This is a genomic window from Bradyrhizobium sp. USDA 336, assembly GCF_044908355.1.
Classification (GTDB): domain Bacteria; phylum Pseudomonadota; class Alphaproteobacteria; order Rhizobiales; family Xanthobacteraceae; genus Bradyrhizobium; species Bradyrhizobium yuanmingense.
The window spans coordinates 5,053,545-5,070,741 of record NZ_JBIYDC010000002.1 but is presented as its reverse complement, the minus strand read 5'-3'; the positions used below and the strand labels follow the sequence as shown (position 1 = coordinate 5,070,741).

16 protein-coding genes are annotated in these 17,197 nt (G+C 64.8%); 8 read left to right on the top strand and 8 right to left on the bottom strand.

Going from position 1 to position 17,197, the window contains the following annotated elements; translation table 11 throughout:
• Positions 1 to 157 precede the first annotated feature (157 nt).
• Positions 158 to 1,951: a potassium/proton antiporter gene (locus ABIA45_RS24785; protein WP_404654051.1), complete on the top strand. Its 1,794-nt coding sequence runs from the start codon at positions 158 to 160 to the stop codon at positions 1,949 to 1,951.
• A gap of 348 nt (positions 1,952 to 2,299) precedes the next feature.
• Here ABIA45_RS24785 and modC read toward each other — a convergent pair whose 3' ends face one another.
• The 4 genes from modC to mepA all read right to left on the bottom strand — a co-directional run bounded on the left by modC (position 2,300) and on the right by mepA (position 5,778).
• Positions 2,300 to 2,962: a molybdenum ABC transporter ATP-binding protein gene (modC, locus tag ABIA45_RS24780; RefSeq protein WP_404654049.1), complete on the bottom strand. Its 663-nt coding sequence runs from the start codon at positions 2,960 to 2,962 to the stop codon at positions 2,300 to 2,302.
• 2 nt (positions 2,963 to 2,964) lie between these two features.
• A complete protein-coding gene (gene modB, locus ABIA45_RS24775) occupies positions 2,965 to 3,660 on the bottom strand; it encodes a molybdate ABC transporter permease subunit (protein WP_404654047.1) in 696 nt (231 codons plus the stop codon).
• 69 nt (positions 3,661 to 3,729) lie between these two features.
• The gene (gene modA / locus ABIA45_RS24770) at positions 3,730 to 4,506 is read right to left on the bottom strand and encodes a molybdate ABC transporter substrate-binding protein (RefSeq protein ID WP_404654045.1); all 777 of its coding nucleotides are present in this window, start codon (positions 4,504 to 4,506) and stop codon (positions 3,730 to 3,732) included.
• A 327-nt stretch (positions 4,507 to 4,833) separates the two neighbouring features.
• The gene (mepA, locus tag ABIA45_RS24765) at positions 4,834 to 5,778 is read right to left on the bottom strand and encodes a penicillin-insensitive murein endopeptidase (RefSeq protein ID WP_404654044.1); all 945 of its coding nucleotides are present in this window, start codon (positions 5,776 to 5,778) and stop codon (positions 4,834 to 4,836) included.
• Between the two features lie 444 nt (positions 5,779 to 6,222).
• Between mepA and ABIA45_RS24760 the strand changes: the two genes are divergently transcribed.
• Positions 6,223 to 8,388, top strand: a complete 2,166-nt coding sequence (locus tag ABIA45_RS24760; RefSeq protein WP_404654042.1) for an EAL domain-containing protein — start codon at positions 6,223 to 6,225, stop codon at positions 8,386 to 8,388.
• Positions 8,389 to 8,613: 225 nt separating this feature from the next.
• Entirely contained in the window at positions 8,614 to 8,778 is a 165-nt protein-coding gene (locus ABIA45_RS24755; protein WP_162130849.1) for a helix-turn-helix domain-containing protein, read from the top strand.
• Positions 8,779 to 9,129: 351 nt separating this feature from the next.
• On the opposite strand, the gene ABIA45_RS24750 is transcribed toward ABIA45_RS24755, so the two are convergent.
• The 4 genes from ABIA45_RS24750 to ABIA45_RS24735 all read right to left on the bottom strand — a co-directional run bounded on the left by ABIA45_RS24750 (position 9,130) and on the right by ABIA45_RS24735 (position 13,355).
• On the bottom strand, positions 9,130 to 9,345 hold the full coding sequence (locus ABIA45_RS24750; protein ID WP_082641383.1) for a hypothetical protein: 216 nt from the start codon (positions 9,343 to 9,345) through the stop codon (positions 9,130 to 9,132).
• Between the two features lie 580 nt (positions 9,346 to 9,925).
• Positions 9,926 to 10,906 (bottom strand): ABC transporter substrate-binding protein, encoded by a 981-nt coding sequence (locus tag ABIA45_RS24745; protein ID WP_404544398.1) that lies wholly within the window; start codon positions 10,904 to 10,906, stop codon positions 9,926 to 9,928.
• Between the two features lie 155 nt (positions 10,907 to 11,061).
• On the bottom strand, positions 11,062 to 12,282 hold the full coding sequence (locus ABIA45_RS24740) for an MFS transporter (RefSeq protein ID WP_271539563.1): 1,221 nt from the start codon (positions 12,280 to 12,282) through the stop codon (positions 11,062 to 11,064).
• Between the two features lie 173 nt (positions 12,283 to 12,455).
• On the bottom strand, positions 12,456 to 13,355 hold the full coding sequence (locus ABIA45_RS24735) for a LysR family transcriptional regulator (protein WP_271539561.1): 900 nt from the start codon (positions 13,353 to 13,355) through the stop codon (positions 12,456 to 12,458).
• A 222-nt stretch (positions 13,356 to 13,577) separates the two neighbouring features.
• On the opposite strand from ABIA45_RS24735, the gene ABIA45_RS24730 reads away from it, so the two are divergent.
• The 5 genes from ABIA45_RS24730 (at position 13,578) to ABIA45_RS24710 (ending at position 17,119) form a co-directional block, all read left to right on the top strand.
• A complete protein-coding gene (locus tag ABIA45_RS24730; protein ID WP_271539559.1) occupies positions 13,578 to 14,360 on the top strand; it encodes a carboxymuconolactone decarboxylase family protein in 783 nt (260 codons plus the stop codon).
• A 141-nt stretch (positions 14,361 to 14,501) separates the two neighbouring features.
• The gene (locus ABIA45_RS24725; protein ID WP_404544393.1) at positions 14,502 to 14,903 is read left to right on the top strand and encodes a cupin domain-containing protein; all 402 of its coding nucleotides are present in this window, start codon (positions 14,502 to 14,504) and stop codon (positions 14,901 to 14,903) included.
• Positions 14,904 to 14,958: 55 nt separating this feature from the next.
• Positions 14,959 to 15,351 carry a putative quinol monooxygenase gene (locus tag ABIA45_RS24720; RefSeq protein ID WP_271539557.1) on the top strand — a complete coding sequence of 131 codons (393 nt, stop codon included), beginning with the start codon at positions 14,959 to 14,961 and terminating at the stop codon, positions 15,349 to 15,351.
• A gap of 52 nt (positions 15,352 to 15,403) precedes the next feature.
• Entirely contained in the window at positions 15,404 to 15,700 is a 297-nt protein-coding gene (locus ABIA45_RS24715) for a hypothetical protein (protein ID WP_271539555.1), read from the top strand.
• Positions 15,701 to 15,817: 117 nt separating this feature from the next.
• Positions 15,818 to 17,119 carry a serine hydrolase domain-containing protein gene (locus tag ABIA45_RS24710; RefSeq protein ID WP_404654038.1) on the top strand — a complete coding sequence of 434 codons (1,302 nt, stop codon included), beginning with the start codon at positions 15,818 to 15,820 and terminating at the stop codon, positions 17,117 to 17,119.
• Positions 17,120 to 17,197: the final 78 nt, after the last annotated feature.

The window sequence follows — 17,197 nt, the reverse complement described above, 5'->3', positions numbered from 1 at the left end:
CCACAAAGGGCGCGGCCGGGCCATCGATACACCGTGAAGTGAAGCGCGTTAAGGCCGTAAAATGCGGGCAGATTGCCGCGAAGCGCGAAAATGGGTTGGCGCGCGAGTCCACCGACGATAAGGATGAAATTCCAGCGATTTCTTACCCGGAAGGTGGATGGCTTCTCTCGACTCCGTCAGTCTCGCCATATTGCTCGGCGCCGTCCTCGTCATGGCCGGCATCCTCTCCAGCCTGCTTGCGCTGCGCTTCGGCGCGCCCTTGCTGCTCGTCTTCCTCATCATCGGCATGCTCGCCGGCGATTCCGGCCCAGGTCAGCTCCAGTTCGACGACGTCCGCACCACCTATCTGGTCGGCTCCGTCGCGCTCGCCCTGATCCTGTTCGACGGCGGCCTGCGCACGCGCTTTGCCAGCATCCGCACCGTGCTTGCGCCGTCCGTGGTGCTCGCGACCGTCGGCGTGCTGCTGACCGCGCTGGTCACGGCGCCGTTCGCCAAATATGCGCTCGACCTCAACTGGTCGGAGGCGCTGCTGGTCGGTGCGGTGGTAGCCTCGACCGACGCGGCCGCGGTGTTCCTGCTGGTGCACACCCAGGGCCTGCGTCTGCGCCCGCGCGTCGGCGCGACGCTGGAGGCCGAATCCGGCACCAACGATCCCTTCGCGATCTTCCTCACTTTGATGCTGGTCGAATACATCTCGGTCGGTACCAGCTCGCCCGGCCATGTGCTGATGGAGTTCATCCAGGAGGCGGTGCTGGGCGCCGTCGTCGGCGTCATCGGCGGCCGCCTCGTCGTCATCGCGCTCAACAAGGTCGCTCTACCGCAGGGCCTGCATGCGCCCTTCGTGACCACGGCCGCGCTCGTCATCTTCGGCGGCTCGCAGATCATGCACGCCTCCGGCTTCCTCGCCGTCTATCTCGCCGGCATCATCATCGGCAACCGGCCGACCCGCGCGCACAATTCGGTGGTGACGTTCCTCGACGCCGCGACCTGGCTGGCGCAGATCGTGATGTTCGTGCTGCTCGGCCTTCTGGTCTCGCCGAGCCGGTTGGGTTCCAGTGTGCTGCCGGCGGTCGCCGTCGCGCTGGTCTTGATGCTGGTGGCGCGCCCGCTCGCGGTGTTCGTGTGCCTGTCGCCGTTCCGCTTCAACTGGCGTGAGAAGATCTTCATCGCCTGGACCGGCCTGCGCGGTGCGGTCGCGATCTTCCTGGCCTCGATCCCGATGCTGGTCGGGCTGCCCAAGGCCTATCTCTATTTCGACGTGGCCTTTGTCGTCGTCATCATCTCGCTTCTGCTGCAAGGCTGGACCCTGGCGCCGGCCGCGCGCAAGCTGCACGTGGCGCTGCCTCGCGCCGACCGCGGCCCCCGCCGCGTCGAGCTCGATCTGCCCGGCCAGCTCGAGCAGCAGCTGGTCGGCTATCCGGTGCGGCCCAAGAGCCTGTATTTCCGTCGTGGCCTGATCCCGTCCTGGTCCAAGCCGACACTGGTGATCCGCAACGAGCACATCCTGACGCCGACGGAGGCCGATCCGATCGCACCGGGCGACTACATCTATCTGCTGGCGCCGCCGGAAAAGGCCGAAGCGCTCGACCGTTTCTTCGTCGACATGCAGCCGAGCACCGCGCCCGATCCGCATCTGCTCGGCGACTTCATGGTCTCCGGCGAGCACACGCTCGCCGAGCTCACCGAGATCTACGGCGTCAAGGTGAGCGAGGACGACGGCAAGCTCACGCTCGCCGATTATTTCGACGTCCATCTCGACCACGCTCCAAAGGAGGGCGCCGAGCTCGCCCTGGGCGAGATCGTGCTGGTCGCCCGCAGCATCTCCGGTGGCCGCGTCAACCTCGTCGGCCTGCGCCTGCCCGAAGATGATGAGACACCGCTGCCGCTGACAGGCGCTCGGGCGCTGCGGAAGAAGCTCGCGGAGCTGTGGTCCTCGGTCGCGGGGGTCTGACGCTGCCGTAGGGTGGGCAAAGGCGCCCTTGCGCCGTGCCCACCAGCAGGCAAGACGGTGGGCACGGCGCGCGAAGAGCGCGCCTTTGCCCACCCTACGAAGTCTGGTGGTTCGGCAGGACAAAGCCAGTCAAGGACCCGTCATTGCGAGGAGCCCTTGCGACGAAGCAATCCAGACTGTCTCTATGGAAAGACTCTGGATTGCTTCGCTCCGCTCGCAATGACGATGGGGCGCGATCGTCACTCTTCAAACGGCAGTCCGTAGCCCGGATGGAGCGCAGCGCAATCCGGGTTCTCACCTCACGGACAGACCTTCCCGGATTGCGCTTCGCTCCATCCGGGCTACGGACTACGTCAGCACCTTCACCCCGCCGAACGACGTCACCCGTCCCTGCTTGAGCATCACGATCTGCGTCGCGAGCTGGCGCAGCTCGGCGACGTCGTGGCTGACATAGACCATCGGCACATTGGCCTCGTCGCGCAGCCGCACCAAGTAGGGCAGGATCTCGAGCTTGCGGCCCTCATCGAGCGCGCCGAGCGGCTCGTCGAGCAGCAGGAGACGCGGCTTCGACAGCAGCGCGCGGCCGAGCGCGACGCGCTGGCGCTCGCCGCCGGACAGCTTCCCGGGACGGCGATCCCTGAGCGCGCCGATGTCGAGCAGGTCGATGATGCGCCTCTGCTGCGCCGGATCGGGCGCAAGCCCGTTCATCCGCCGTCCGTAATCGAGGTTCTGCGCCACACTCAGATGCGGAAACAGCCGCGCATCCTGGAACACGTAGCCGATGCGGCGGCGGTAAGTGGGCACGTGAATGCCGGCCGCGGTGTCGTCTACGGTCTCGCCATCGATCACGATGGTGCCGCGATCGGGCCGCAGCAGGCCGGCGATCATGTTGACCAGCGAGCTCTTGCCGGCGCCCGAGGCGCCGAACAGGCCGATGACGCGGCCCTCGCTGCTGAAGGAAGCGGACAGCGAGAATTCGCCGAGCTGTTTTTCGACGTCGACGCGCAGCATGGTCAATTCCCGTGCAGGCGCTGCGTGGCGCGGCGGGCGAACCATTCGGCCGCGATCAGCGCGCCGATCGCGAGCACGATCGAGACGATCACGAGCCGGCCTGCCGCGGCATCGCCGTCGGGCGTCTGGATCAGCGAATAGATCGCCGACGAAATCGTCTGGGTCTCGCCTGGAATGTTGGAGACGAAGGTGATGGTGGCGCCGAACTCGCCGATCGCCTTGGCAAAGCCCAGCACCATGCCGGCGAGCACGCCCGGCAGCGCCAGCGGCAGCGTCACCGTGAAGAACACTTTCCACGGCGCTGCGCCGAGCGTCTCCGCAGCCTGCTCGAGCCGGCGGTCGATCGCCTCGATCGACAGCCGCATCGGCCGCACCAGCAGCGGAAACGCCATCACGCCGCAGGCGAGCGCAGCACCGGTCCAGCGGAACGCGAAGACGATGCCGAGATGGTCGGCGAGAAAGCTACCGACGAGGCCGCGGCGGCCGAAGCTGAGCAGCAGCAGATAGCCGGTGACGACAGGCGGTAGCACCAGGGGCAGGTGCACGAGTGCGTCGAGCACCGACTTGCCCCAGAAGTCACGCCGCGCGAGCAGCCACGCCAGCGCAATGCCGAACGGCGTTGCGACCAGCGTGGCGATGACGGCGACCCTGAGCGAAAGCAGGATCGCCGTCCATTCGGCGGGAGAGATCTCGAACATCAAGTCGTCATATCAGGTCGCAGAAAACAGGTTGCAAAATCAGGCTTGCAAGAATCAGGTTCGCAACAATCAGGTTGTGGGGCTGATCAGGAACTTGAAGCCGTATTTTTCCAAGATGGCCTTGGCCGCCGCCGAGCGCAGGAAGGCGAGATAGCCGTTCGCCTCCGGCTTGGCGGTGCTGGTCGCCGCGACCGGATAGATGATCGCAGGATGCGAATCCGGCGGGAAGGCGCCGACGATCTTCACGCCCGGCTCGACCTTGGCATCAGTGGAATAGACGATGCCGAGCACAGCCTCGCCGCGGGCGACCAGCGTCAGCGCCGCGCGCACGCTCTCGGCCATGGCGAATTTCGGCTCTGCGGCCTGCCAGGCCCCGAGCTTTTCCAGCGCCGCCTTGGCATATTTGCCTGCAGGGACCGACTTGACGTCACCGGTCGCGATCCTGCCGTCGCCGGCGAGCTTGGCGAGATCGAAACCTGGCGCGATCGTCACGCTGTCGATCTTGGAATCCTTCGGCGCGATCAGCACGATGCTGTTGCCGAGCAGATTCACTCTGGAAGGCTCGTTGATGGTCTTCTTGGCGATCGCGTAGTCCATCCAGTCGGTGTCGGCCGAGACGAACACGTCAGCCGGCGCACCCTGCTCGATCTGCTTGGCCAGCACCGAGCTAGCGGCGTAGCTGACGCTGAACTTGACCCCGGTCCTGGCGGTGTAGGCGGCGTCGATCTCGTCCAGCGCGTTCTTCATCGAGGCGGCGGCGAACACGGTGATGGTTTTGTCCTCGGCCGCGGCGGGCGCGACGGCGAGGATGACGAAGGCGGTGAATAGTCCAGCAATACGAATCATGAACAGCGCTCTGTGCGAGCTTGCGCGGACGATGCGCGCGCAAATCTGGCGTTGGTGGTCTGATGCGACGGGCGGACGCGCTGTTCCACGGCGCCACGGTGGCTTACGGCCAGCGTGGGATATCGCAGCTGCGAAGATAGCAGGCCCGTTCGGAAGGTCAAACCTGATGCGACATCCCGGGGCGCGCGCAGCGCGAGCACGGGATCCATAGCCACAGGATTGTGTTGGGTGAAGACTCGGAGTGGGCACCTCGCGCCATAACCACGTCTTGTGGTTATGGGTCTCGGGCTCGCTTCGCGCCCCGGGACGACGTCCGTGGGCGAGCCCTTACGGCTTCACATCCCCTGCATGCAGCACCGCCTTGCAGGCTGCCGGCATCTGCGCAAGCGTCATCGGCGGTTTCGGCTTGGGCGGCTCGGGCGGCGGCTTGGGGTGCAGCACCGCGTCGGAGAACCAGTAGGCGAGATCGGCGGGCTTGCAGCCCTCGTCCTCGGCCTGTGACGGCTGGCCCTCGCATTCGCCGGCCCCGGCCGGGCAGTGCATGCGGATGTGGAAGTGGTAATCGTGGCCCCACCAGGGGCGGATCTTCGACAGCCAGGCGCGGTCGCCCTTGGCCTCGCGGCACAGCGCCTTCTTGATCGCGGCATTGACGAAGATGCGCTGCACGGCGGGCTCTCGCGCCGCAGCGCGCAGCACCAGCACGTGGCTTGGTGTGAACACCTTGGGGTCGATGTCGAGCCGGTCCTGGCGCACCATCATCACCGCAGACATTTCCTCGCGCTCCTCGCGCGAGAGCCGGCGGTCCGGCATCGGCGTCAGCCAGATGTCGGCGTCGAGACCGATCTGGTGGCTGGCATGGCCTGACAGCGCCGGCCCGCCGCGCGGCTGGGCGATGTCGCCGACAAGGATGCCGGGCCAGCCGGCGTCCTTGTGCGCCTTGGCTGCAAGCCGCTTGATCAGCGCGATCATGTCGGGATGACCGTAGCTGCGATTGCGCGACAGCCGCATCACCTGCCAATTGTCGCCGTTGACCGGCATCTGCGCGGCGCCGCCGATGCAGCCCCTGGTGTAGGAGCCGATCACATGGGCCGGCCCCTTCGACGGCAGCAGCTTTCGCGCGAACAACTCCTTCGCGGCGAGATCGGGGTCGTTGGGATTGGCGAGCGGCGGCAGCGGCTTCGGGTTGATGCTGCCACGGTCCTGGGCCAGCGCGCCACCGGCGCCCAGGCAGACGAACGAGAGCAGGAGGAGGGTGATGCCGCGGCGACTCATGCTGACGTTCTTATAACCCAATGCTGCACCAGGGTTAAGAACGAGCCCGCCGCCAACTCACCGCAGCGCGCCCGAATCGCGTCTCGACCCGCCGTTTCTTAAGGGTGTAATAACCGTATCCTGCATTGACCAAAATTCGTGCGCGGCGCGCAAAAAATTCTGCGGTTCGCATGCGATCGCGCGAGATTTCGGAACCGATTCAGGCGCGCGCGCAATTTTGCGCCAGATCGCTCACTGATTGAGGGCGCCGCACTCAGTCTGATGGCGCCTGCCGCCGCCCGCCACGCCGCGCAAACAGGCAATATGCGCCCCGCGCGCGGACCGCGGCTGGCTAGGATTACTTTTTTTTCAGACACTTGCCTCAAATCTTGCGGCCGCTGGACGCGACTGGGACGAGTGAAGTTGGGTTTGGGGTCTCGAAAAACAAGAAAGCGAAAGCAAAGCATGCTTGCCCGCGCCGGCCAAAAGGCGCGCAAGCCGCGCTTCGCGCACGCGCACCGTGCCCTTTCCGAACACGACGAAATCCTGCGCAGCCGTGCCGAGGCGGAAGCCGCGATCGCGGAGGCGCGCAAGTCGCATGAGCGCCTGCGCCAGGCCATCGACATCCTGCCGCAGGGCATCGTGTTTCTCGACGCCGAAGGCCGCTACGTCCTCTGGAACAAGAAATACGCCGAGATCTACAGCAAGACCGCCGATCTGTTCGAGGAAGGCGCGCGGCTCGAGGACACGCTGCGCATCGGCGTCGCCCGCGGCGACTATCCCGAGGCCATCGGCAATGAAGAAGCCTGGATCGCCGAGCGCCTGCAAAAGCTCTACAAGCCCGGCGCGCGCCACGAGCAGAAGCTGTCGGACGGCCGCGTCATCCTGATCGACGAGCGCTTGACCGATGACGGCGGCGTCGTCGGCCTGCGCGTCGACATCACTGAGCTCAAGCAGCGCGAGGCCTCGTTCCGCCTGCTGTTCGACGGCAATCCCGTGCCCATGATCGTCTGCGCGCTGGACGACGAGCGCATCCTCGGCGTCAACGATGCCGCGGTCGCGCATTATGGCTACAGCCGGGCCGAGTTCGAGCGATTGAAGATCCGGTCCTTGCAGGCGTTCGAAAGCGAGCCGCCCTGGACCGTCGATGGGACCGGCGAGGATCAGGCCGGCCGCACCTGGAAGCACGTCAAGGCCGACGGCGCGCTGATCGACCTTGCGATCTATTCCCGCGAATTGACTTATGCTGATCGGCCCGCGGTGCTGCTCGCGCTGATGGACATCACCGAGCGCAAGCGCGCGGAGGCGCGGCTCGCCTTCATGGCCCAGCACGACGGGCTGACCGGCCTGCCCAATCGCAGCCTGCTGCGGCAGCAGATGGACGAGATGCTGCTGCACACGCGCCGCGGCTCGGAGAAGGTCGCGCTCCTGATGCTGGGGCTGGATAATTTCAAGGCGGTCAACGACACGCTGGGGCATGCGGTCGGCGACAAGCTCCTGCGCGGCGTCGCCAAGCGGCTGCGCTCCACCTTGCGGGACGAGGACGCGCTGGCGCGGCTCAATTCCGACGAGTTCGCGGTTCTACAGAGCGGGCTGGCGCGTCCCGAGGACGCGGTGATGCTGGCCAAGCGGCTCCTGGCGGCCATTGCCGATCCCTATCTGCTCGACGGTCATTCCGTGGTGATCGGCGCCTCGATCGGCATTGCGATGGCGCCCGGCGACGGCGAGGATTCCGAAAAGCTGCTCAAGAGCGCCGACATGGCGCTGTCGCGCGCCAAGCTGGATGCGCGTGGCAGCTTCGCCTTCTTCGAGGCCGCGCTCGATGCGAAGGCGCAGAGCCGCCGCAAGATCGAGGTCGAGCTGCGCGACGCGATCCAGAACGACGTGCTGCGGCCGTACTACCAGCCGCTGATCGACCTCTCGAGCGGCCGCATCACCGGCTTCGAGGCGCTGGTGCGCTGGCCGCATGCCGAGCGCGGCATGGTATCGCCGGCCGAGTTCATTCCGGTCGCCGAGGACACCGGCCTGATCAATCCGCTCGGCGGGCTGATGCTGCGCCGGGCCTGCCTCGACGCCGCGGCCTGGCCGGACGACGTCCGCGTCGCGGTCAACCTGTCGCCGCTCCAGTTCCGCAGCGGCAATCTGCTCTCGATGGTCACTGACGCGCTGAAACATTCCGGCCTGGCGCCGCGCCGGCTCGAGCTCGAGATCACCGAGACGCTGCTCCTGGAGAAGAGCGCGCAGGTGCTGGCGACGCTGCATGCGCTGCGCGCGCTCGGCGTGCGCATCTCCATGGACGATTTCGGCACCGGCTATTCCAGCCTCAGCTATTTGCGCAGCTTCCCGTTCGACAAGATCAAGATCGACCAGTCCTTCGTGCGTGATCTCGCGGCCAACCGCGAGGCCCAGGCGATCATCCGCTCCATCGTCAGCCTCGGCAAGGGCCTCGGCGTCACCATCACCGCCGAAGGCGTCGAGACCGAAGCGGAGCTCAGCTGCCTCCGCGCCGAAGGCTGCCATGAGGGCCAGGGCTTCCTGTTCAGCAAGGCCCGGCCGAATGCGGAGATCGTCAGCCTGTTGGCCGCACAGCGCGGCATCGACCGCAACGAGGACGCCGCGCTGGTGGCGTGACCGCTCGCCTCCGCTTCGCCATCGGCCTCTCCCGCCTTGCCCGGCGCCAGCAGCCTTGATCTGCCTCAACAACGAGGCCAAAGGCTGGGGCACATGACAGCGCGGCCTCGGTCAATTTCCGTTTGGAGGTTCGGACGGATAACGGCCCGGGCGCGCCACCCGTAAATTTCCCAAGTGCGGACCGTCAGCTGCCGTCGTTAAGTCGTGCGGTCGTGGGGTCGCACCATGAAGACACCGAAGCCGAAGCAATGGGCCGAGCAGGAGGTTCGACGGCTGGTCACGCTGGCCCGGCAGGGCATTGGGGTATCGAAGATTGCCGCCGAACTGGGCCGCCACGCCGGATCAGTCAGGCGCATGGCGCGAGCGAAAGGAATATTATTGAAGAAATAGTCGCCGGTAGGGCAGGCGCTGCCTGATCGACGAGGCGCGTGGACGGCGCCCTACAGCCCGAAGCCTCGGCCGATGTCCCGCACAAGGCTGGGCGCAGCCTCAGTATTGCGACCATGGGAGAGCGCTCGATCGAGCCGAGACAAGATGCCTTTTCCGAAGAGCGCTATAGCGATGCCTCTGAGCATGGTTGTGGATCGGGTTTGAACGATGCTGCGAAAGTTCAAAACGGCCCCAGCCGCAGGATGGGGTAACAGCCGGGGCCGGCATTCCCATTCCAATGTGCCGCATCGGCGGTGGGCGGCACTCTTCAAGTTACGCACACGGAAGCTAACAAACTATTTTGCTTCGCACTCACCCCACAGGGGCCGCGGTTGGTTTGGTGATACCAGGCTCGGGATCGGGCGGCGAGCCAACCGAGCAACGTTCGAAATGATCGAGCGGCGCATCATTGGCCAAATGCTCCCAATATTCAGCTTCCGCGAGCAGTTTCCAGCCTCGATCAGGATGACGCGCGGCTGTCTGACGGCATAAAAATGCCATCGCGCGCAGGCGACCCGCAGTGTCCATCTCACTCCTCCCATTATTCTTGTTGATTTCACCCTATTTTCTTTTTTTGCGTCGGAGTCATTACGATTATGTCGCAAAACTAATTTCCATCTTCGAAGCGCGGCTCGACTTTCGTTGCCGCTTCAAATCGCGCGTCGAACACAAGCTGGTGCAATCCAGCTCGTAGGGCAGGGCGAAGTACAACCCGTCAAGCTTCATGCTTACAAATCAGAACTGGCAAGAACGACGAGATACCCGCGCCCCTGCGTTTGGGGCAATAGGTTCCGCAGGAGCTCGACCCGCCCTGCGAAACTGCGTCGGAGTGATCGGTGGGGTCAGGATCGCGCAGCGAGGCGTGGAATAGACCCAAGGCGGAGAGTGAGACGAGCGGAATCCTGCGCAGCCATTGCCAGTGCGTCCACCAGTCCTAGGACCGGTCTGCCAGCACTCGCTCCATGATGATCGTGCGTTCGTCGCCATAATAGCTGTCGCGCACGTGGGCCGGATGCTGCATTCCATGAATTGCTCCGCCGAAGCTTCGCGAATGACTGGATGTTGACCCGCCTCACGGCGCGGCAATCGGCGGATTTTCAACGACCCGTCACTCGATCACGTCGTCCGTCAGCACGAGGATGGTGGGCGGGATCGTCACGCCAAGCGCACGCGCGGTCTTGAGATTGACGGCCAGCTCGAATTTGGTTGGCAGCTGGATCGGCATGTTTGCCGGCTTTTGTCCCTTCAGGATCAGATCGACATAGCCCGCGGCGCGACGAAACAGGTCGCCGATGTCGGCACCATAGCTGATCAGAGCGCCGGCATGGGCGAACTCCTTCTGCTGGCCGATGACGGCGATCTTCATGTCGATGCCGATACGGCAAATTGCGTCCTGCATCGCGGCGGTCATGTAGTCGCGAATGACGATCACGGCGTTGCCGCCGGCGCCCGCGAGCACGTTGAATTGCTCGGCAACCGCCGCCGGCGATGCGCTCGTCAGTCCGAGGCGCACCGGCTCCAGCCCGGCACGTCGTGCTTCCTCGATGGTTTGCGCGCCCCAGGCGCTGAAGGTCGGGTCCGTCGCATTGTTCAAGACGCCGATCCGCTTCAGCGAGGGCAGGATCTCCCGGATCATCTCGATGCGCTTGGCCGACATCTCCTCGCCGAACGCGGCGAAGCCGGTGAGGCTGCCGCCCGGCCGCGCGAGGCTCTGAAACAATTCAGGGTCGCTTTGCACCGCAGGCAGCGCCACGGCGACGACGGGAATATTGGTTTTCCTGACCATCGCGCGTGCTGCGGCCGGGCCGGGCGAAAGCAGGACGTCCACCTGTCTGGCCACGAGGTCGTCGATCAATGCAAGGCCCCGCGACACGTCGCCGGCCGTCGAGTGGGCCTCGATGACGATGGTGCGGCCCTCCACGTAACCCAGCTCGGCCAGCGCCTTCCGGAACGGAACGAGCACCGCATTGTCGATTTCCGGCGTGGCAAATCCGACGAATCCCACGACCGGAACGCGCTTTTGGGCCAAGGCTGCGCGCGCCGAGATCGCCGTCATTCCCAAGAAGCTCAGAAACGTCCGCCGCCTCATTTAGCCTCTCGCGATGCCAGAACGATCTGATCACAAGGGAATGCTACACCAAGATAATCGGTGCCAGAAGGCAGGAAGTAGGATGACAGAGGGAGGCGAAATCCATCAAACTTACATTATGCAAAGTCAGATCCAGTAATCGCCACTATCCAGTGTCACGCCGTCGCGCGGCTAAGATCGAGCGATGGCCTGCGCCGCGTCGGAAAACTCAGCGCCACCGCGACCGCTGCAAGCCCGATCGCGAAGGAGCCCACATGCAGCCAGGTGTATTGCTGGAACGTGTCGAACACGATCCCGCCGGCCCAGGGCCCGAGCGCCATGCCGAGGCTGGCGAAGGCCGACACGGCGCCGAACACCGTGCCCATGATGCGCGCGCCGAAGAACTCGCGGACCAGCACCGCATAGAGCGGCATCACCCCGCCATAGGCGAGTCCGAACACGACCGAGAGCGCGTAGAACTCGCCGAGCTGCGCCACCGCCAGATAGGTCGCGATGCACATCGCCTGCACGAACAGCCCGCCGACAAGGACCGGTTTCGCGCCGATGCGATCGGCCAGCACGCCCAGCAGCAGGCGTCCGCCGAGGCCTGAGACGCCGGCGACGCTATAGACCGTCACTGCCGTGAGCGGAGCGATGCCGCAGACCATCGCATAGGACACCATGTGGAAGATCGGACCGGAATGCGCCGCGCAGCAGGCGAAATGCGCCGCTGCGAGCGCGATGAATTGCGGCGTGCGCAGCGCCTGCGCCGCGCCCATCTCGACCTCCGGCACAGCGTCCGTCGTTGCGGAGCCCGCGGCTGGTGGCGCCGGACGCACCAGGAAGCAGGCGGGGATCAACAGCGCCCACGAAGCGATGCCGATCGCCAGCATCGCGGTGCGCCAATCATAGGCCGTGATCAGCCAGCTCGCGGCCGGCGCGACCGTCACCGGCGACACGCCCATGCCGGCCGAGACCAGCGCCACGGCGAGGCTGCGGTTCTTCTCGATCCAGGCGCTCGCGAGCGCCATCATCGGTGCGTAGAAGCTGCCCACGGCGATCCCGATCAGCACGCCGAAGCAAAGCTGGAATTGCCACAGGCTTGCGGCCTGGCTCGCTGTGACGAGACCTAGTCCCAGCAGAACGCTTCCCGAGAGCACCACGATGCGGGTGCCGAACCGGTCCGACAGCGTGCCCCATAGGAATGCGGCGAATCCCATAAAGAGGAAATCCAGCGTCGCGGCAGCCGACACCCCGGCGCGCGACCAGCCCATCGCCTCCGAGATCGGCTGCAGGAACACCGCCAGCGACAGCATCGTGCCGAACCCGATGCAGGTCATCAGCGCGCCCGCGGCGACAACGACCCAGCCATAGTCGAAGCGTGACGGCTTGCTCATGCGTTTCCTCAGCGCTGTTGGTTTGTTGATGGCGCGGAGAGGATGGTGGCTTATCTGCAGGGCGAGAGCAAGGCTGGGTGTTGCACGCCATTGCCGACCGATCGGGAGCGCAGTTCATGACGGTCTGTTTTGCGGGTGGCCATCAAGAGATAAGTGATCTCGCGTTGGCAGGTCTACCGTCCGCGATATCGGAGCGCCTCGACCAGCACCGAAAAGGCGGAGGAAGGCTGCCGCCGGCTCGGATAGTAGAGGTGGTAGCCCGAGAATGGCGGACACCAATCGGAAAGCACCCGGACCAGTCGGCCCTCGGAAACATGTTGCTGCACGTGGCCCTCCGTAAGATAGGCGAGGCCCAGGCCCTTGAGTGCTCCGTCCAGGAGAAGGCCCGCACTGTTGACCACCAGCCGTCCCTCCACACGCACCTTGAGTTCGCGCCCGTTCTTCTCGAACTCCCAGGCGTACAGGCTGCCACCATGGGTCGGCAGGCGAAGGTTGAGGCAGTTGTGATGCGTCAGATCCCGAGGCGACTTCGGCCGTTTGCGCTCGGCGAAGTAGGAGGGGGAACCGACGACGGCCATCCGCAGGTCGGGACTGACGCGCACGGCGATCATGTCCTTGGCGACCAGTTCACCCGGCCGGATGCCGGCATCGACCTGCTGCGCCACGATGTCGGTGAGCCCGTAATCGATGACGATTTCGACGTGGATGTCGGGGTACTTTGGCAGGATCTTCCCGAGGGCAGGCAATAGGATCGCGACGGCTGCGTTCTCCGTCGCCGTCAAACGAACCGTTCCCGCCGGCTTTTCGCGGAGTTCGCTGAGCTCAGCGAGATCTGCATCCATGGCGTTGAATTTCGGCCCAATGCTGAGGAAGAGCCGTTCTCCAGCCTGAGTCGGGGTGACGCTGCGCGTCGTCCTGTTCAAAAGCCTGATGCCGATCCGCTCCTCCAGATTTCGAATGATCTGGCTGAGGGCAGACTGCGTCATGCCGAGTTTCGCCGCGGCTCGGGTGAAATTGCGCTCCCGCGCCACCGCGAGGAAGGCCAGCAGGTCGCTCGCGTCCTCTCGCTGCATTGATAAGCTATCCTAATGACTGCATATCAAATCTATCACCTAATCGCGGACGAACCAAAGTCTTAGGTTCGGACCAGCCGTGGAGGAGCCCGCGGTCGTCCGGTGGGAAGATCATGGGGTGACTTGGTCGCCTGTGTTTCGCGTCAGCGGCGCGACCTTGTACGCTGTGCTCTCGGCTGCGTGACTGATGACCGACCCGACAACCATTGATGGATGCCCGCAATGAGACGGCTTGCCGCGACCCTGTTTTTGTTCTGCCTGATTGTCGGCGCGGCCGCCGACGATCGGTCATCGAGCGAAGGAGCACATCGCATGTCGAAACCGGAGGACATCCGCGCCGTCGCGCCCGTGCTCCAGAATTATGCACAGGAGGTCGTCCTGGGCGATCTCTGGAAGCGCCCCGGGCTTTCGCCGCGGGACCGCAGCATCGTCACGCTCGCTGCTCTCATCGCCCGCAATCAGAAGATCGAGCTGCCATTCTATCTCGGTCTCGCGCTCGACAACGGCGTGAAGCCGGCAGAGGTCTCCGAGATCATCACGCACCTGGCCTTCTACACCGGGTGGGCGAACGCGATCGACGCGGTTCCGGCGGCAAAGGCGGTCTTCGACAGCCGCAACATCGGAGCCAATCAGCTGCCGCAGGCGTCGGGACCGCAGCTTCCGCTCGACGAGGCGGCGGAAAAGCAGCGAGCCACACGCGTCGGCGAGCAGTTCGGCCAGATCACGCCAAGCCTGGTTCAGTACACCACCGACGTGCTGTTCCGGGATCTCTGGCTCAGACCGGGTCTGGCTCCGCGGGATCGCAGCCTCGTTACCGTGAGCGCGCTCATCGCAACAGGACAGGTCGCCCAGATCACGTATCATCTAAACCGGGCGATGGATCACGGACTGACGCGGGAGGAAGTCGGCGAGATGCTCGGCCATCTCGCCTTCTATGCCGGCTGGCCCAACGCCTTCTCTGCGGCGCCGGTCGTCAAGGACGTCATCGAGAAGCGCCCGCGCTGACGTAGTCCGGATGTCGCCCGCTGTGAGCCGGGGAACACAATGATCACGCGCAGAGACGCCCTCATCTGCGGTGGCATCGCCGCCACCGTCTCACTTCGGCGCGCGCAAGCACTCACGTCCGAACCGCCAAAGGAACTAGCCATGGACATCGGCATCACGAAAAACGGGTCTCGTCCCTCCCAGAAGGGTTCGCAAGACTGGTTCACCGGAACGGTGCGGGTCGATCCGCTGTTTCAGGCGCCGGATCCCGCCCGTGTCGGCGGCGGCCAAGTCACCTTCGAGCCCGGTGCTCGGACCGCGTGGCACACGCATCCGCTTGGGCAGACGCTGATCGTCACTGCGGGGCTCGGCTGGGTGCAGCGAGACGGCGGTCCAGTCGAGGAGATCCGGCCCGGCGACGTCGTCTGGGTTCCGCCGGGGCTCAAGCATTGGCACGGTGCATCGCCGACGACCGCGATGACGCACATCGCAATTCAGGAATCGGTGAACGGCAGGAACGTCGAGTGGCTCGAGAAGGTCAGCGACGCGCAATACCAAAGGTGAGTTGTTGCCGAGACGTGATGCCGCCGCCGTTGTTGGCGCTGCGCAGGAGGTAATCGTGAACACGAAGCAGCTTCTGATTGTCGGTGCATCCATGCTGGCTTCAACTCTGGGAGGACCTGCCATTGCCCAGGAAGCACAGGGCCGCTACATCCAGCTCGCCGAAATCGAGATCGATCCGGCTCAGCTTGAAGCCTACAAGACGGCGGTCAGGGAACACATCGAGACCGCGGTCCGCGTCGAACCGGGCGTCCTGGTGCTGTATGCCGTGTCGGATCAGGACAACCCGACCATGGTGAGAGTTTTCGAGGTCTATCGCGACGTCGAGGCGTACAGGTCGCACCTCGAATCTCCCCACTTCAAGACATACAAGGCTACGACGGAGAAGATGGTCAAGTCGCTGAAGCTGGTCCGGACGGATGCCATCGCGCTCGGAGCAAGGAGGAGTTGAACGACCATTCGGAAGGGTCGTGTCTCTGAGAGGTTTTGTTGTGGCCTGCGCTTTGGCCGCAGGCATCGCCATTGGTGCGCTGGAGAGTCACGGAATTTACGCGCAGACTAGTCGTCCGGTCTTCATGATCGAAGACAACACGGTGACAAATCCGGACGGATTCGCAAAAGAGTTCGCTCCGCTCGCCCGGGACAGCGTCAAGACTTACGGCGGGCGCCATTTGGCGGGCGCATGCGCGGCAATGATGCCGGTCAAATCCCTCATTTTGGCTTGCTCAAGGGTTTCCTCGTGCTTTGATTTTACTGATGCTGCGCAGCAAAGATGCTGGCCTATCCATGGGAGAGAGTGAAGCAGACTGTCACCCGCTGACACCATTTGCCCATGATGATAGTATGCCTCTGTTTACCGGCTAGCGATGTTGTTCTCGTGAAGCGCACACCCACCAACGTGCGGGGAGGCAAGTGCAATGAACTGGGGAGCGTCGTTTAGGCCGCGCGGGTGCCGCCGGCTTTTCCTGCCCGTCATTTTTGCCTCCGCGATCTGGTCGCCCCTGGCGTGCGCGCAGGACGTTCGAAGCGCGCCCGCCGCGCCGGGGCCGGTCTTTTCGGAGAGCGGTCCCGATGCCGGGCTCTACGGTGCGGCTGAGGGCTATCCGGTCGGCACGCGGGGAGCCGCTCCCCCGCTCGACAAGCTCGTCGGCAGCTACAGCCATTTCGGCGAGATCTATCCCTCGCGCCGGGTCGCTCGCGCGACGGCGCCCTGGCAATTCAAGCGCGCGCCGGAGCCACAGGTCACCTACAGTTTTGGCACCGAAAAGTTCGGCATCGCGGACTACCTCAAGCGCAACCCGGTGACGGGCCTCCTGATCGCCAGGGACGACACCATCCTCTACGAGCACTATCAATATGCGCGGACCGACCATCACCGCTTTGTCTCGATGTCCATGGCCAAGACGGTGGTGGCCATGCTGGTCGGGATCGCGGTCTCGGAGGGACGGATCAAGTCGATCGACGACCTCGTCTCGACCTATGTCGGCGGCCTTGCAGGCACGGAATATGGCAACACGTCCATCCGCGCCTTGTTGAACATGTCGTCAGGCGTCGAATTCTCGGAAGTCTATGACGGGAACGACGACATCGCCCGGCTTGGGCGGGCCTTGTTCGCCGGCCCGCCGAAAGATCCCGCCGCCATCGTCGCGCAGTTCAACACGCGGACCGCGCCGCCAGGCACCAAATTCCACTATGCCAGCGTTGAAACGGAGATACTCGGCTTGGTCCTGCGCGCCGCCACGGACACGCCGGTCGCCGATTATCTCCGCGACCGGATCTGGGACCCCATCGGCACCGAGGCTGATGCCTCATGGGTGATCGACGGCAGCGGGCAGGAGATCGCCTATTGCTGCTTCAACGCAACCTTGCGCGATTATGCGCGCCTGGCCCGGTTGCTCGCCCATGACGGCGCCTGGGAGGGGCGGCAGCTGATCCCCCGGCAGTGGCTGCTGGATGCCACGACCGTCAGGCCAGAGGACGGTCATCTCGCCCCGCACGTGGCGACGCGCTATTTCGGCTACGGCTATCAGGTGTGGCTCCTTCCGGGCGAGCAGCGCCGATTTGCCCTGCTTGGCATCCGCGGTCAGGTCATCCTGGTCGATCCCGCCTCCAAGCTCGTCATGGTGCACACGGCCGTTCGCCAGAAGCCGTCCGAGCCGGGCGCGCTCCGGGAGCCGCTGGCGTTGTGGTCTGCTGTGCTTCAACAGCTCGGGCAATGATGAATTACTCACGCCTGCCAATGGCATACGGCCGCGCTGGCGCGGTCGGTCGGGTCGGAAAGCCGCGGCTGCATTGAA